Origin of the sequence: Streptomyces sp. GDS52, assembly GCF_052246875.1 — a bacterium.
Lineage (GTDB): Bacteria > Actinomycetota > Actinomycetes > Streptomycetales > Streptomycetaceae > Streptomyces > Streptomyces cathayae.
In genome coordinates this window covers 47,151-62,779 of sequence record NZ_JBQQCR010000002.1, presented here as the reverse complement: position 1 = coordinate 62,779, position 15,629 = coordinate 47,151, and the positions used below count along the sequence as shown (strand labels likewise).

Genomic DNA, 15,629 nt, shown 5'->3' with positions numbered 1-15,629 from the left:
AGTTCAGCGTCGTGGAAGAGACATCGCTCCGGCTGGAGGGGCTGTTGTTCCCGTCGATCGCGGACGTGGTGGTGCTGTGGGTGAACGTGAACCACGAGGCGATACGCATCGAGGCCCGCAGTACGGCGGCCGAGGCGGGGTGTCCGAGCTACGCGAGCCAGTGGAGCCGAATACACAGCTCCTGCCTGCGGTTTCCCGCCGATGTTCCCAGCGCGGGGCGGCGGGTGGTTCTCTGCCTGTGGGTCCGCCGGTTCTTCTGCCGGAACGCTGCGTGCGGACGGCGGACGTTTGTCGAGTAACTACCGGGGTTGCCCCGGCGGCACAGCCGGGGGACCGAGCGCCTGCGTTCGACGCCGGCCGCGGTCGGCCTCGCCCTGGCCGGCCGGGCCGGTGCCCGGATGGCACGAGTCTTCGGGGTGTCCGTCAGCCGCAGCACGGTGTTGCGGCTGGGACTGGCGTACCCGGGTATGACGAACACGTTCGCGATGCTGCGGCTGCTGCCGACGAGCGACCGTGAGAAGGACATCGAGATCTTGGCCCTGCGCCATCAGAGCGCCGTCCTGAAGCGGCAGCTGGAAGGGCGGCGTTGTCACGTTGTTGGGTGCGTGACTGTCTGATGGTGCGTCGGGGCGTGGTGGGCCCGCGGCCCGGGCCTGTGCTCAGGCCGCGGCAGGCAGGCCGGCGACGCCGATGACCTGATCCCAGACGGCGAAGCGGACGGTCATCTCGGCGCGGTATCCGGGGGCGGTCATCAGGTGGCGGCGGGGCCGGAAGTGGGGCGAGATACCGCTGAAGGCGGACAGAAACCGCTGCGCCCCGCCGGTACTGCGGAAGCCCTTCATCGCCCGTTCGCGCTGCCTCGTCGGCTGGTGGGAGTTCTCCGCCCGGTTGGTCAGGCCTTTGTGGGAGCGGTGCTCGACCGAGGGCATCACCTGGCGGTGGGCCGCGCGGTAGGAGCAGAGCTGGTCGGTGACGATCATCCTCGGCACGGCCCCGATTCCTTTGAGGAGCCGACGGAAGAAGCGCCTGGCCGCGGCCTTGTTGCGCCGGTTCTGGACGAGGACGTCCAGCACGTTGCCGTCCTGGTCGACCGCGCGCTAGAGGTACTTCTGCTCGCCGTTGATCGTGATGAAGACCTCGTCCAGGGGCCACGTGTCCCCGGGCCGGGGCCGGCGGCTGCGCAGCGCGTTGGCGTAGGACTGCCCGAACTTCAGACACCACCGGCGGATCGTCTCGTGGGACACGATGACGCCGCGCTGCAGCATCAGCTCCTCCACCTCACGGAATGACAACGGGAAGCGGAAGTACCGCCACACGCAGTGGGAGATCACCTCGACCGGGTACCGGTGGCCCTTGTACGACGGCGGCGCGCTGTCCACGGACAACCCCCTCCACCATGATCAACCCGAAGATCATTCCACCCCGCCAGCCAACGTGACAGCGCCCCGTCGGCGGAGCCCAGCGCTTCCTGGCCGCGTTCAGCGGCATCTCACCCCACTTCCGGCCCCGCCGCCACCTGATGACCGCCCCCGGATACCGCGCCGAGATGACCGTCCGCTTCGCCCTCCGGGACCAGATCACCGGCGCTGCCGATCGGTCCACCACGGCCTGGCCCCAGGCCTGAAGCGCAAGCCCACCACGCCCCGACGCGCCATCAGGCACTCACATACCCAACAACGTGACAGCCCCGTGCGGGCGAAATCCTGACGCTGAAGCGGCGCGCGATTGACGGTCAGGAGTCTGGCTGTGGGGTCTTCACCTCCAGCAACTGAACCTTGTGCGAGGCACGTGGCAGGGTGCCCGCCTCGACAACGGTGACTTTCGGGCGGATGCTGAGTCGCTGGTGCATCGCCGATGCGAAGGAGCCCGCCAGTTCCTCGTACCGCGACGGCGGAGTGCCTGCGCCCGCCTCGATCGTCACGCACAGCGGAGGGACCACCCTCGGCGGCGGCTGGTCGAGGACGATGCGCAGCTCGCCGGAGAGCTCGGGCACGAAGGAGGCCGCCACGTCCTTGACCGCGCTTGGGTACACCTTCACGCCCTTGACGATCAGCAGGTCGTCGACCCGGCCGATCACCTTGATCCGCTCGGCGCCGAGGCCACAGGCGCACGGCTCGGTGAAGACCTGGTACATGTCGCCGACCGAGTACCGGAACGGGGGAGCGGCCTCCCAGCGCAGCGCTGTCTTCACGCGTTCGCCAATCGCGCCGTCGGTGACCTCGACGCGCTCCTTGGTGGTGGGGTCGACGAGCTGGGTGGTGACGGCGTAGTCGGGCGAGAGCACATGCATGCCCTGGTACTCCTCGGCGTCGCAGGAGACGTTGATGACTCCGTGGATGCCGCCGAGGATGTCGTGAACCCGGGCGCCGCCCCAGCCGTCGGAGAGCTTGCGGCGCACCGCAGGGAGTCCGGCGCCCGGCTCGCCCGCGCAGAGCAGGATCTCGATGCCGAGATCGGCGGCCGAGCGGCCCAGCACCTCGGGGGAACGCTCGATCAGATGCTCGGCGTAGCTGGGGGTGCAGGCCAGCACGCGTGGCCGCATGATGTCGATCAGGCGCAGCAGTTTGACGGTGCCGGACTCCGCGCCGACGGCGACCGTGCGCATTCCGGCCGTCTCCAGAGCGCGCACCAGGGGGATGCCGGCGAGGTACATGGACAGGCCGAAGCCCACGACGGCGCCGTCGCCCGGGCGCATGCCGATGAACCGGAAGGCACGCTCCCAGGTTTCGTTGGTGAGGGCCACGTCCGCCTTGGTGGAGGCGTAGAGGATCGGGGTACCGGTGGTACCGGAGGTGGAACTGACGGAGACCACGTCGCGTACATCGGCGCACAGGAAGTCGCCGAAGGCGTGGCCGTCTGCCTCCAGGGAGCGTTCCTGCAGGGCGCGGTGCTCCTGCGGACGGAGGAAGACGGGCAGCTCGTCGAGGTCGGCGATGGTCCGCACCGTCGCCGGGTCCACACCGAGTTCGGCGAAGCGGCGACGGTAGAACGGGCTGCGCAGGTTGTACGCGATCTGGTCGCGCAGCAGCGCGTCGCGCCGGTCCGCCGCGCGGCCGGAGAAATGGTTCGGGTCAGTCATCACTGGCTCCTTCACTGCGGACGGCCTCCAGAGCCGCGGCAACCGTGGGCACCGCCGCCACCAGTCGGGGTATTCCGACGATCACGGCGAGCGCCTCGAACACCCCCCAGATCTCGCCCTCCGACAGGCCCAGTCGACGGGCTCTGACGGTGTGGGCATGAAATGCCTCGGCGGGCGCGCCGAGGGCGAGCAGCGCCGCGAGCGTCACCATCTCGACCTGCGTGTCCGGAAGGCCGGACAGCGTCTGCAGCCCGACCCTTGCCTGCCGCAACAGGGGCAGGGCCTCGGGATGGTGGGCGAAGAGGGGCGTAAGGGCGTCGGGGACTCGCACGGGTGCCCGCTCGCGCGGCCCGGACGGCATCGGCGCCGGGTGCTCACGGGAGGTCATGAGGCGGGCCCCCCGGCGAAGTGCGCCACCACACTCTCGGCCGCCCTGCGGCGCAGCTCGACCAAGGCCTCCTGGGAGTAGAACGCCACATGCGGGGTGAGGATCACGTCGCCTCGGGAGCGCAGCGGGCTGTCTGCCGGCAGTGGCTCCGTGTCGAACACGTCCAGCGCGGCACCCGCGAGCTGCCCACTGTCCAGAGCGGCGACGACCGCATCGGTGTCCACCACCGGGCCACGGCCCGTATTGACGAGTACTCCGCCGGGGCGCATCGACGACAGCACTTTCTCGTCGATGCTGCGCCGGGTCTGGTCGGTGAGCGGCAGATGAAGGGACACGATGTCCGCGTCCACCGGGGTGTCGGAGACCTCGAGGCCGAGCGCCGCCCAGCGGCGGCCCACCTCGCGGCCGATGCGCCCGCGGCCGAGGACCGCGACCCGTGCGCCGGACAGGCGGCGGACGGGCAGGGCCTGCGGGTCGGTGCCCCAGGCGCCGGAACGCAGGGCCGCGTCGTACTGCTGGAGTCTGCGCCACAGCGCGAGGGCCAGTGCGAGGGAGTGGGTGGCGACCTCGTCCACGCAGTAGTCGGGTACCCGGGTGACCTCGACCCCGAGGCCCGCGCAGACGGCGGTGTCGATGTTGTCGAGTCCGGCGCCGAGCCGGGCGACCACGCGCAGCTTCGGGGAGCTGCGGATGACACGCTCGGAGACGGTGGCGAAACAGGTCAGGATCGCGTCGGCGCCCTCGGCTGCGGCGGTGAGGGTGTCCTCGTCGCCCGAGGGTGCGAGCGCGACCTCGAATCCGGCGGCTTCCAGAACCCCGCGCTCCACGGCGTCGTCGGGCCAGGCGATGTCGGTGATGAGAGCCCGCCTGGCGGGCTGGGTGGCGGCGCTCATCGGGGCCACCCGCCGTAGCGGACGCCGTCGACGGCTTCGATCTCCAGGAGGCGGTTGTACTTCGCGAGACGTTCAGAACGCATGATTGACCCCACCTTGATCTGCCCGGCGTTCCAGCCGACGGCGAGGTCGGCGATCATGTCGTCCTCGGTGTCACCGGAACGGGCGGAGACCACTGTGGCGTACCCGTGGTGGCGGGCGGCGGCGACGGCGTCGGCGGCCCGGCGGAGGCTGCCCACCTGGTTCGGCTTGACCAGGACCGTGTTGGCGACGCCGAGCCCCGCGGCCTTGTCCACGCGCGCCGCGGAGGTGGCGAACAGATCGTCACCGACGAGCTGGAGGTGGCCGATCCGCCGGGTGACGTCCGTCCAGCCGTCCCAGTCGTCGTCGTCGAGCGGATCCTCGACGGAGACGATCGGATAGCGCGAGCACCAGCGTTCGAGGGTGCTCAGGAACTCCTCGGGCCGCTCGATCTGGGTGGCGGCCACGTCGATGGCGATGCCGACGTTCTCATCGACGTCCTCGATGGCGCGGGCGAGGAGTTCGAGCGGCTCGGCATCGTCGCCCGCGAGCACGGCGAGTCCGCCCTCGTCGGCGACGAGACGGGACATCAGCGTGCCATACCGCTCCTCGGTGAGCTGCGCGGCCCGGCGGCGCACCCGCCACACCACCTCGATCGCCTCGGCGAAGCTGCCCGCCGCCAGGGGGATCGCCAGGAAGTCCTGGACACGCACTCCGCCCTCGGCGTGCCGGCCACCGGAGAAGATGTTCACCATCGGGCAGGGCAGGCTGACTTCGCCGCTGCCGTTCAGGTAGCGCCACAAGGGCTGCCCGGATGCGGCTGCTGCGGCGCGTGCCGAAGCCTGGGACACCGCGAGGGTCACGTTGGACGGGCCGCCGTCGAGGTGGTCGTCGACCTCGCCGGCCGGCACCCCGGCCAGGGTCTCGGCGACGGTTGTCTCGATCCGCACCACCGCGTCCCGGACACCGAGCCCGTCGTACCGCGCGCCGCCGTCGCGCAGGTCGGCGACCTCGAACTGGCCGACGGACGCCCCGGTGGGGACGAGCGCCCGGCCCTGGTGGCCGCTCTCCAGGGTGACCACACAGCCCACGGTGGGATGGGCCCGGGAGTCCAGCGACTCCCAGGCGCGCACCGAGGTCACGGGCTGGCGCGCACCCTCCCGGAACTGCGCGGACTCGTTGTTATCCACCGCGTTCACCACGGCATTCCCTCACCTTCGAAGAGCAGTGCCCGGCCTCGTTCGGCGACTCGCGCGCGGGAGGCGGGGCCCAGGTATTCCAGTTGGGACTGGCCGTGCACACGGGCCAGCAGGAGCGCGCCGACCAGTCGTGCGAGCCAGGAGTCGTCGATGTCCGAGCAGGCACGGCGTACGGTCGCCGCGGCCCGCAGGAAGTCGCTGCTCAGCTCGGGCAGGTGGGCCGCCTTGGCCACGAGATGGGTGATGAGGAACGCGGGGTCGAACGCGGGGTCACCCGCGTGCACGACCTCCCAGTCCAGGACGGTGACAGTGGGCCGCCCGTCCTTCACGCGCTCCACCAGGATGTTTTTGGGCGACAGGTCGCCGTGGACCAGATGGGTGCGGGTGGCGGAGAGCCTGTCCACGACCTCGTGCATCGATGCCCGCAGCGAGGGCTCGGAGTGCGCCGCCGCCAGAAAGTACGGCACGAGCCGCAGCCGGTGGAAACGCTCGTGCCCGTCGATGCCCTCCACGGGCATCTCCCGCACGGCCTGCAGGGCGCTCGCGACCCGGTCCACCACCTGCGGATCGACCCGTCCGTCGAGCAGTTCCTGCTTCCAGGAGTGCCCGTGGACGAAGGGCTGTACGAGGACGTGGTGGCGCTCGTCCACGTGCAGGGGCGCGGGGGCCAGTGGCCCGGCCATCCGCAGGGCCGCCGCCTCGGCGAGGATGCGGCCGGTGCCTGCCTGCCAGTCGAAGGGTACGTCGAGCTTGCGCTTGGGACGCTTGACGACCACGTGGCCGACCCGGACCACGTCGGCGGAGACCCCGCCGAGAATCGTCTCGCGCTCGGGCCCGTCGGGAACCACCCCGCGCGCGTGCAGGTAGGGAATCCACTCCTCGGCGCCGCCGCCCGGGGCGGGCGGCGGCGCGGGCAGATCGCGGGAGGCGATCCAGTCCGGTCCGGCGGGCGGCTGCCACGGCCCCGGCTCCGCGACGCCCGCCGCGACCCTGGCACGCGCCGCCACGGTCGCGACGGTCACGAACTCCACGTCGGGCGCGCCCGCCAGATGGTCGACCACTCGGTGCAGGGCCTCGAACCGGTCGTCCTCCAGGCCGCTGGCACCGGGATGGGCGATCAGCACACAGAGCCGGTCCGGTCGCTTGCGTGCCGCGTCCACCAGCTCGAGCCAGCGCTCGACGAGCGCGTCGGGGTCAGCGGGCGACTCCTCGTTGAGCACGTACTGCCAGTAGTCGACGGCGGGCCAGACGAAGGGCACGTTCACCACACTGTCCCCGTGGACGGTGGGCGCATCGGGGTCGTCGTTCTGCGGCAGGATCGAGCTGTCCTCGTGGATGCCGACCTCGGCGAACAGCTCCAGATCGCCGGGGGCGAGGATGCCGCCGGGGGCCCGGAAACCGGGCCGTTCGCAGCCGGCGAGGCGCAGGGCTGCGGTGCCGTCGTGCAGGATCAGCCGGCGCTCGTCGGGGCCAAGACCGGCCCAGCGCTCGTGCACCCAGCCGTGCAGGCCCACGTCGTGGCCGCGGGAGAGCAGTGCCTCCACGGCCGCCGGGTGGTGCAGGGCACTCCAGCCCTCGACATAGAAGGTGGCGGGCACGCCCTGGCCGTCCAGCAGGTCGAGGATGCGCGGGAAAGCCGTATCCAAGTCCCGGCGGTGGACATCTGGACTGCTGCGTCGCCCCTGGCCGACCTCCTGCCCGCCCCCCATGTGGTCGAAGGTGAGGCAGACGGACACCGGGCGGGAGTTGAGAGCGCTCACGTCACCCCTTCAGCTCGGTGGGCCGTTCCGCTGCGCGGCCCGGAAAAGTAATTTGCTTGAGCATGCATTGGAACATACAAGTAGATGCCTACGCAAGCATAGATTAGACTGGGCATCGACCCACTCCAGGGAAGTCCCCCACACAAGCCCAGAGAGGCCAGCGATGACCGGCATCGATGCGATGCACACCTGGCGGGAGTTGAGCCGTCGGCTGCGCGTCGCCAATGAAACGCTCGAACCCGTACTGCGGACCGTAGGGATCGGCAGCGCGGCCGACTTCGAGGTCCTGGAACTGCTCACCCGCTCGCCCGGAGGCGAGCTTCCCCAGCGCAAGGTCCATGAGGCCGTGGGCCTGAGCCAGTCCGGCTCAAGCCGCCTGGTCACCCGGCTGGAGCGCAGCGGGCTGCTGCGCCGCACCGCGTCCGAGATCGACGCCAGAGCCGCGCTGCTCAAGATCACCGAGTCCGGTCGCGATCTCGTCGCCAAGCACCGCGACGCGTACGAGCAGCACGTCCGCCACGAGCTGACCGTCCTCAGCAACGATCTCCCTTTCTTGCGCGACGCCGGAGACCCTAAGCGCCACCCCGATCCCACCGAACCGGCCCGCGCCGCGCAGGAAGCCGTGGGCGAGGGCCCGGCGAACGAGGCGGTCTCGGACGGCGGGCTGCTCCAGTTCGGCGAATCGCTGCTCTCCCTCGCTTCGGGCGCGATCACGGTCGCCGACGCCATCCACGTACGGGACGCCCTCGAACCGCTGGTGCTGATCGAGGCCGCCCAGTACCGGACCGAGCAGGACATTGTGGACTGTGAGCAGATCCTGGCCACGATGGCCGGGCTGCTCGGCGACGGCAAGGCGTTCTACTTCGCCGACTGGTCGCTGCACCACCGTCTCGCCGCCGTCTGCCGCAACAAGCTCCTCCGCCAGATCTACGAAAGCCTGCTGTTCACCCTCGAACAGCATGTGGACACCGTGGTACCCACCGACGGGCTGCGGGACTACCTGCGCAGGCGCCTGGTCGTCCACACGGAAATCATTGACGCGGTGGCCTCCGGGAAGGCCGACCGGGTGCGCGAGGCCGCCCATTCCCACGCGATCACCGGCATCGCCGCCCATGTCGCAGTCTCCGACTGAGTGACTTCCGCGCAGGGCGGAGGCCGTGGCGCAGGGCCCCGCTCCCTCTATGCCCGTCCGCCGCGTCCGTATCGCCCCGAGGCCGTACGGACGCGGCGGCGCTCAGCCGATGCCCAGGCTCCGACCGCCGTCGACGATCAGGTTCTGACCGGTGATGTATCCGGCGTGGTCGCTGAGCAGATACGTCACGGCCGAGGCGATCTCGTCCCGGTTGGCGTGCCGCCCCATCGGGATCTTTGCGAGGTTCGCCTGGTAGTCGTCCGCGTCGGGGAACAACTGTCCGATGGCGCCGGTGTCGTCGGTCAGCCCAGGCGTGACCACGTTCAGTCGGATGCCGTGGGTCCCCCAGGCCAGCGCCAGCGACTTCGTCATTGCCAGCACGCCCGCCTTGGCGCTCGCCGAGTGCGCGGTGTCCGCGCCCCCGAACAGCGCCGGCGTGGTGCCGATGCTGACGACGGACCCGCCGCCGCCACGCCCGATCACATGCCTGCCGACCGTCTGGGTGCAGTGCCAGGAGCCGTCCAGGACGATCCGCACGACCGCGTTCCAGGCGTTCGGTGACATCTTCTCGGGGGCGACCCGGAAGTTGCCCGCCGCGTTGTTGACCAGGTGGTCGATCCGGCCGTACCGCGCGACCGTCTCCGTCACGACCTCCTCGACCCGCTCGCGGTCCCGGACATCCGCCGCGAACGCGTCGGCGCTGCCGCCGCGTTTGCGGATCGCGGCGGCGACCGCCTCCACCGGATCGGCACGGCGGCCGATCAGCACGGCTGTCGCCCCCAGGGCGGCCAGGTGGTACGCGATCATCTCGCCCAGGCCCGAGCCGCCGCCCGTGATCAGGGCCACCCGTCCGTCGAAGGAACCGGACGGCAGCATGGGGGTGATGGCCCCCGGCCGGTTGGCGCTCACATCAACCGCCCGCCCGTCACTTCGAGGACCCCGCCGGTCATGTAGCTCGACAGGTCGCAGGCGAGGAAGAGCACGACCTTGGCGACCTCCTCGGGCTCCCCCGCACGCTGGAGCGGAATGTCCTTCTCGCGCGCCGCGAAGATGTCCTGGCGCATCGCCGCCGTCATCGGCGTGCGGATCAGGCCCGGCTGGACCGAGTTGACCCGGATGCCGACGTGCCCCAGCTCCTTGGCCGCCGACTTGCTCAGACCGACGATGCCCGCCTTGGCCGCGGCATAGTTCGTCTGGCCGGGGTTGCCGACCTTCCCGGAGAGGGAGGAGATGTTGACGATGGCTCCGCTGCCCTGTTCGCGCATGGCGGCCGCCGCCTCACGGGTGCCTAGCCACGCGCCCTTGAGGTGCACGTCCATGACGATCTGATAGTCGTCCAGGGTCATCTTGCGCATCGTCACATCGCGTGTGATACCCGCGTTGTTGACCATCACGTCGACCGAGCCGAAATGCTCCTTGCAGGCCGCGACCGCCGCCCGGACCTCGTCCTCGCTGGTCACGTCGCAGCGCACGGCGACCGCCGTGCCGCCGTCCGCGGTGATCGCGGCGGCCACCGCCTCGGCCCCGGCGAGGTCCACATCGGTGACGACAACCTTCGCCCCCTCCGCCGCGAACACCTTCGCGGTCGCCTCACCGATACCCCGGGCCGCCCCGGTGACCACGGCCGACCGGCCATCGAGCAGACCCATGCGGTCCACCTTCCTTCTGTTACTCGTCGAACTGGTTCAGGAGTCAGCGGGACAGTGCGGCCTCGGAGCCGAACAGAGCGGTGACCTGGCTGGAGAGCACTCCGCCGTTGCCGTGGGCGAGGGCCACGTCCACGTCCGGGCGCTGGCGCTCGCCGCACTCGCCGCGGATCTGCCGGACCGCCTCAATGATCAGGAAGATGCCGTACATGCCCGGATGGCAGTAGGACAGCCCGCCGCCGCTGGTGTTGACCGGCAACTCGCCGCCGGGAGCGATCCGGCCGCCGGAGACGAACGCGCCGCCCTCTCCCTTGGCGCAGAACCCCAGGTCCTCCAGGAAGAGGAGGGTGTTGATGGTGAACGCGTCGTAGAGCTGGACGACGTCGACGTCCGCCGGGCCCAGCCCGGCCGCCGCGTACGCCCGCCGACCGGAGACGGCCGCGGCCGTCGTGGTGAGATCCGGCATCTGGCTGATCACCTGATGCGAGGTCGCCTCGCCGACGCCCAGCAGATACGCGGGCTTGCGCGGCAGATCGCGGGCGCGCTCGGCGCTCGTCAGGACCACCGCGCCACCGCCGTCGGTGACCAGGCAGCAGTCCCGCACGGTCAGCGGGGAGCTGACCGTCCGGGCGGACAGCACATCGTCCATGGTCAGCGGGTCACGCAGGAACGCCTTCGGGTTGAGCGCCGCCCACTGACGGGCGGCCACCGCGACCTCGGCGAGCTGCTCCCTCGTGGTCCCGAACTCGTGCATGTGACGGGAGGCGGCCAGCGCGTACATCGTCACCGGGAAGCGGGGGCCGTACGGCTCCTCGTACGGGTTCAGCCGGGTGCGCACCATCAGCTTTCCCGCCGCCGACCGCTGGGTGCTGCCGTACGCGATCAACGCGACCTCGCACAGCCCCGCCTCTATGGCCGCCGCAGCGTGCAGGAGATGCGAGACGAACGAGCTGCCGCCCACCAGGGAACCGTCGAGGAAGCGGGGGCGGACGCCCAGGTACTCGGCGGTGTCCAGCGGGGCCGCGGGGTAGTTGGAGGAGGCGGTGAACAGGCCGTCCACGTCCCGCGTGGTCAGCCCCGCCTCGGCCAGGGCGGCATGCGCGGCCTGGCCGATCAAATCGAGCGGGGTGAAGCCGGGGCCGACCTCACCGAGCGCCGACTCGGCCACACCCACCACGGCCGTACGGCCACGCAGTCCGGCGCTCATGCGGCACCGCTTTCTTCGAACACGACGACGGGCCTGTCCGCCTCCTCGACGACACGGGCCCGTACAGGCGCGCCGATCGCCACGGAGTCGGCCGGGACCCCGACGACGCGGCTCATCATCCGGAACCCCTCGTCCAGATCGACCAGGACGACGTTGCGCGGCTCGGCCCCGCGCTCGTGGATCGCGGAGGTGGCGTACACGACGCCCGCGCCGGCGCTCTCCTGCCACTCGGGCGCGTATTCGCCGCAGTGGGCGCAGAGCACACGGGGATAGAACTGGGCCTTCCCGCAGGCGGTGCAGCGCTGATAGAGCAGTCGGCCTTCGGCGAGACCGGCTCGGTACGCCGACAAGGGGTCGGCGGCGGGGCCAGGGTCGTGGGACATGGTGATCTCCAGGAGTACGGGGACGAGGGACCCAACCGCCGGGCGGCGGACCGGACACGGTCGGTGGGGTGACGGGCCCGGACGTTCGGCCGGGTGGGCGGTCCGGGGCGGGTCAGCGGCCCCGAAAGACCGGACGGCGTTTGGCGAGAAAGGCCTCCGCGCCCTCGGTGAAGTCGGCGGAGGCGACCAGGCGGGCCTGCGCCTCAGCCTCACCCCGCAGCCCCTCCTCCAGACCGGGCGCGGAACCCGCCAGGAGCCGCTTGGTCTCGGCCATCGGCAGCGGAGCCGACCGGAGAAGCCTGCGGGCCGCCGTCAGGGCTTCGGCGAGCGCGGCTCCCGGGGCGCAGACACGGTCTACCAGGCCCCATTCGGCGCCCAGACCGGCGTCCACGATCTCGCCGAACAGGAGCATGGTCTTGGCCCGGCCGACCCCCACTCGCGCGGGCAGCGTGGTGTGCAGCCCGCCGTCCGCGGTCAGACCGACCCGGCCGAACGGACAGCAGAAGGTGGCGTCCGATGCGGCGACCAGATGGTCGGACGCGGCGGCGAGCCCGAGGCCCAGCCCGTATGCCCGGCCCTCCACGGCGGCGATCACCGGTTTGGGACCGGCCGCTATCAGGCGGATCATCTCCGCGACGACTTCCAGCCGGGGCCGGGCGATCTCCGGGTCGGTGGTCATCGCCCTGAGGTCGCCGCCCGCACTGAAGTCGCGGCCGTCGCCGGTGAGGACGACGACCCGCACCGCGGGGTCGGCCATGGCGTGGCGCAGCGCGGCGAGCAGCCGGGCGCGGCCGACGTCGTCGAGGGCGTTGAGCCGGCCGGGGCGGGAGAGGGTCAGGACGCGGGTGCCGTCCTCCTCCGAGACCAGGATCGCGGCCGAGCCGTCGGACGCCCGGGCAGCGGCTGCGGGGTTAGTCGCGGACACGACCCGCTCCTTTCTCGCGCGGGGACACGGCAGGGGAGGCGACCGGCGCGGAGGCCGGTCCCGCCGCCGGGGCCTGCTCCGCGGCGAGCCGGTCCCGCAGTTCCCCCTTGAGCACCTTGCCGACGCGGGACAGCGGCAGCGCCTCCTCCACATGCACCTCGTGGAGCCGTTTGACCGCCGCCACCTGGGCGTTGACCCAGGTCAGCAACTCCTGGCCGCCGACGGGCGTCCGGAGCACGACGAAGGCGACGGGCAGTTCGCCCGCGATCCCGTCGGGGCGGCCGACGACCGCGGCGGACGCCACCGAGGGGTGGTGCAGCAGCAGCTCCTCCAGTTCACGGGGGTAGACGTTGTACCCCTTGTAGATGAGCATGTCCTTGAGACGGCCGGTGACGTACAGGTCTCCATCGTCGTCCTGGTGGCCGAGGTCGCCGGTGCGCAGCCAGCCCTCAACGAACGCTCCCGCGGTGTCCCCGGGCCGGTTCAGATAACCGGCGGCGATCTGCGGGCCGCTGACCCACACCTCGCCGCGCTCGCCGCGCGGCAGGACGGTCAGGCCGTCCTTCGGTGAACGGATCTCCACGCGGGTACCCGGCAGCGGAATGCCGCAACTGCCCGGCTTGCGCGGCGTGACGGCGGTGAAGGGCGCGGCGGTGACGACGAGGGTGGCCTCGGTCATCCCGTACGACTGGCAGACCCGGCCCGCGGGGAACGCCTCCTCGAGGCGGGCGGCGACCGCGCCGGACAGCGGCGCCGAGCCGCAGCCGAGCGCCCGTACGGAGGTCAGATCGCGGGACTTCAGCGTCGGGCTCTCCATTAGCATCGCGTACATCGCGGGCGAGCCCAGCACATGCTGGACCCGGTGGCGCTCGACCAAGTCGAGGAACGCCTCCGCGTCAAAGCGGCGCATGGTGGTCAAGGTAGCCCCGGAGGCGATGTGCTGGCTGAGCCCAACCAGGCCCATGGAGTGGAACAGCGGTGCGGCGGTGAGGACTTCGACCGCGCCGAGCCGCAGCAGGAAGCCGTCGCCGGGCAACGGCTCGACCACGATGCCACCGTGGCCGTCGGCGGCCGGACGGGAACCGGTGCGCCAGCAGGCGTACTGCAGGGTCTGGGCGGTGAGGTTGCGGTGCAGGACCCGGACGCCCTTGGGCACGCCGGTGGTGCCGCCCGTGTAGACGAGGTGGGCGACGTCGTCGCCGCTGAGGTCGACCTCTGGCGGTGCGGCGGGCGACTCGGGCATCGGGACCCGGGTGACAGCATCCGCACCAGGGCCGCAGGGGCCGGCCCCGCCGCGCACCAGAACCAGGCGGACAGCGGTGCCTGTGAGCTTGTCCTTCTCGTCCGCCGCGGCGCGGCAGTCAGGCCCCGCCTCCGCCAGCAGCGCGACGGCGGCCGAGTCCAGCAGTTGCCGGCGGGCCTCCTTCACGGTCAGCATCGGGCTCAGCGGGGTCGCGGCGGCCCCGGCGAGCAGGATGCCGTAGTAGCCGATGGGGTAGGCGGGCCCGTTGTCGAGCTGTACGGCGACGACGTCGCCACGTCCCACACCATGCTCACGCAGGGTGCGGGCGACGGCGCAGGCCCTCCCGTACAGCGCGACGAACGACACCTCCTCGCCCTCGTGGCGCAGGGCGGTCCGTTCGCCGTAGCGCCGGGCGGAGCCGGCGAGCACGGCGGTGACCGGGGCGTCGTAGCCCTCGATGGTGTGCGGCAGCGGGTGCGGCCAGGCGGGGAAGGTGTCGGAAGAGATTCCGGAGGCTGTCTCGGGCGAGGTTCGCGGGCGATTGCTGCCATGGTTGCCGGTCATCGTGAACCCCCTCACAGACCGAGGGACTTGGCGATGATGGACTTCATGATCTCGTTCGAGCCGCCGTAGATACGGGACACGCGCGCGTCCGCGTACCGCCGGGCGATCGGGTACTCCCGTACGTACCCATAGCCGCCGTGCAGTTGCAGGCACTCGTCCGCGATCCGGCCCTGGAGTTCGGTGGCCACCAGCTTGGCCTTGGCGGCGTCCGCCGCGGACAGCTCCCCGGCGTCCAGTTCGGCCAGCGCCCGGTCGACCATGTGGCGCACGGACTCCGCCTGCGCGGCCAGCGCGGCCAGCGTGAAGCGGGTGTTCTGGAAGGTGGCCAGGCTCTTGCCGAACACTTGACGGCTGGTCACGTACTCGACGGTCTCGGTGATCATCGCCTCGCTCATCGCCTGGGAGCCGACCGCTATCGACAGCCGTTCCTGCGGCAGATTCGAAGTCAGATGGGCGAAGGCACCGCCCTCCTCACCGAGCACGTTCTCCACGGGGACGCGTACGTCGGTGAAGAAGAGTTCGGTGGTGTCCTGGGCGTGCAGGCCGAGCTTGCGCAGCGGACGGCCCCGGGTGAAGCCGGGCGTGCCGTCCTCCACCACGAGCAGGGTGAGCCCGCCGCGCCGGTCCTCGGTACGGGCGGTGCGCGCCACCACGATCACCAGGCCGGCGTGGGCGCCGCCGGTGATGAAGGTCTTCGCTCCGTTGAGGATCCAGTGGTCGCCCTCGCGTACGGCGGTGGTCGCCATGCCCGCGAGGTCCGAGCCGGTGCCGGGCTCGGTCATCGCGATCGCGCCCATGGTCGCGCCGGAGGCCATACCCGGCAACCAGCGGGCCTGCTGGGCCGGGGTGGCGAGGTGCAGGAAGTAGGGCACGACCACGTTCATGTGCAGATTGACCTGGCCGAGGAACGAGCTGCCCCGGGCGATCTCTTCGGTGACCACCGCGTTGTAGAGGAAACTGCGCTGGCCGCCGCCACCGTGCTCCTCGGGGATCTGGAGCCCCAGCAGCCCCCCCTGTGCGAGTCTCGGGTACAGCTCGCGGGGGACGATCCCCTCGTCCTCCCACCGCTCGGCGTGCGGCTCGACCTCCTGCGCGAGGATCTTCCGTACCGTCTGCCGGAAGGCGGCGTGCGTCTCGTCGAAGATGGTGCGTCGCATGTTCTGCTCTCCCTCCTCCGCCCTACTGTCTG

14 protein-coding genes and 2 pseudogenes are annotated in these 15,629 nt (G+C 71.2%); 3 read left to right on the top strand and 13 right to left on the bottom strand.

What is annotated here, in order from left to right; genetic code table 11:
- Positions 1–467: 467 nt before the first annotated feature.
- Entirely contained in the window at positions 468–617 is a 150-nt protein-coding gene (locus ACTWJ9_RS30940; protein ID WP_443295988.1) for a hypothetical protein, read from the top strand.
- Between the two features lie 42 nt (positions 618–659).
- Here the strand turns inward: ACTWJ9_RS30940 and ACTWJ9_RS30935 are convergent.
- A pseudogene (locus ACTWJ9_RS30935) lies at positions 660–1,379 on the bottom strand (IS6 family transposase).
- Positions 1,380–1,441: 62 nt separating this feature from the next.
- On the opposite strand from ACTWJ9_RS30935, the pseudogene ACTWJ9_RS30930 reads away from it, so the two are divergent.
- Positions 1,442–1,624 (top strand): annotated as a pseudogene (locus tag ACTWJ9_RS30930) (IS6 family transposase); the annotation flags it as partial.
- A 108-nt stretch (positions 1,625–1,732) separates the two neighbouring features.
- Here ACTWJ9_RS30930 and ACTWJ9_RS30925 read toward each other — a convergent pair.
- Genes ACTWJ9_RS30925 through ACTWJ9_RS30905 form a run of 5 tightly spaced genes read right to left on the bottom strand, consistent with a single transcriptional unit; the run spans position 1,733 to position 7,340 of the window.
- Positions 1,733–3,079 (bottom strand): phenylacetate--CoA ligase family protein, encoded by a 1,347-nt coding sequence (locus tag ACTWJ9_RS30925; RefSeq protein WP_443295987.1) that lies wholly within the window; start codon positions 3,077–3,079, stop codon positions 1,733–1,735.
- Positions 3,072–3,467, bottom strand: a complete 396-nt coding sequence (locus tag ACTWJ9_RS30920) for a carboxymuconolactone decarboxylase family protein (protein ID WP_443295986.1) — start codon at positions 3,465–3,467, stop codon at positions 3,072–3,074. The genes ACTWJ9_RS30925 and ACTWJ9_RS30920 overlap by 8 nt, the downstream gene beginning before the upstream one ends.
- On the bottom strand, positions 3,464–4,360 hold the full coding sequence (locus ACTWJ9_RS30915) for a C-terminal binding protein (RefSeq protein ID WP_443295985.1): 897 nt from the start codon (positions 4,358–4,360) through the stop codon (positions 3,464–3,466). Before ACTWJ9_RS30915 ends, ACTWJ9_RS30920 begins: the two co-directional genes overlap by 4 nt.
- Positions 4,357–5,580: a phosphopyruvate hydratase gene (eno, locus tag ACTWJ9_RS30910; RefSeq protein WP_443295984.1), complete on the bottom strand. Its 1,224-nt coding sequence runs from the start codon at positions 5,578–5,580 to the stop codon at positions 4,357–4,359. The genes ACTWJ9_RS30915 and eno overlap by 4 nt, the downstream gene beginning before the upstream one ends.
- Positions 5,577–7,340, bottom strand: a complete 1,764-nt coding sequence (locus tag ACTWJ9_RS30905; RefSeq protein ID WP_443295983.1) for a phosphotransferase — start codon at positions 7,338–7,340, stop codon at positions 5,577–5,579. The genes eno and ACTWJ9_RS30905 overlap by 4 nt, the downstream gene beginning before the upstream one ends.
- Before the next feature lie 163 nt (positions 7,341–7,503).
- Between ACTWJ9_RS30905 and ACTWJ9_RS30900 the strand changes: the two genes are divergently transcribed.
- Positions 7,504–8,472, top strand: coding sequence for an FCD domain-containing protein (locus tag ACTWJ9_RS30900; protein WP_443295982.1), 969 nt, complete (start codon positions 7,504–7,506; stop codon positions 8,470–8,472).
- Between the two features lie 102 nt (positions 8,473–8,574).
- Here ACTWJ9_RS30900 and ACTWJ9_RS30895 read toward each other — a convergent pair whose 3' ends face one another.
- The 7 genes from ACTWJ9_RS30895 to ACTWJ9_RS30865 form a co-directional block, all read right to left on the bottom strand.
- Positions 8,575–9,381: an SDR family oxidoreductase gene (locus tag ACTWJ9_RS30895; protein ID WP_443295981.1), complete on the bottom strand. Its 807-nt coding sequence runs from the start codon at positions 9,379–9,381 to the stop codon at positions 8,575–8,577.
- The gene (fabG, locus tag ACTWJ9_RS30890; RefSeq protein ID WP_443295980.1) at positions 9,378–10,121 is read right to left on the bottom strand and encodes a 3-oxoacyl-ACP reductase FabG; all 744 of its coding nucleotides are present in this window, start codon (positions 10,119–10,121) and stop codon (positions 9,378–9,380) included. Before fabG ends, ACTWJ9_RS30895 begins: the two co-directional genes overlap by 4 nt.
- A gap of 43 nt (positions 10,122–10,164) precedes the next feature.
- Positions 10,165–11,325, bottom strand: coding sequence for a thiolase (locus ACTWJ9_RS30885; RefSeq protein WP_443295979.1), 1,161 nt, complete (start codon positions 11,323–11,325; stop codon positions 10,165–10,167).
- Positions 11,322–11,708, bottom strand: a complete 387-nt coding sequence (locus ACTWJ9_RS30880) for a Zn-ribbon domain-containing OB-fold protein (protein ID WP_443295978.1) — start codon at positions 11,706–11,708, stop codon at positions 11,322–11,324. Before ACTWJ9_RS30880 ends, ACTWJ9_RS30885 begins: the two co-directional genes overlap by 4 nt.
- Positions 11,709–11,820: 112 nt before the next feature.
- Positions 11,821–12,633, bottom strand: coding sequence for an enoyl-CoA hydratase/isomerase family protein (locus ACTWJ9_RS30875; RefSeq protein WP_443295977.1), 813 nt, complete (start codon positions 12,631–12,633; stop codon positions 11,821–11,823).
- Entirely contained in the window at positions 12,620–14,440 is a 1,821-nt protein-coding gene (locus tag ACTWJ9_RS30870; RefSeq protein ID WP_443295976.1) for a class I adenylate-forming enzyme family protein, read from the bottom strand. The genes ACTWJ9_RS30875 and ACTWJ9_RS30870 overlap by 14 nt, the downstream gene beginning before the upstream one ends.
- 11 nt (positions 14,441–14,451) lie before the next feature.
- A complete protein-coding gene (locus ACTWJ9_RS30865) occupies positions 14,452–15,597 on the bottom strand; it encodes an acyl-CoA dehydrogenase family protein (RefSeq protein WP_443295975.1) in 1,146 nt (381 codons plus the stop codon).
- Positions 15,598–15,629: the final 32 nt, after the last annotated feature.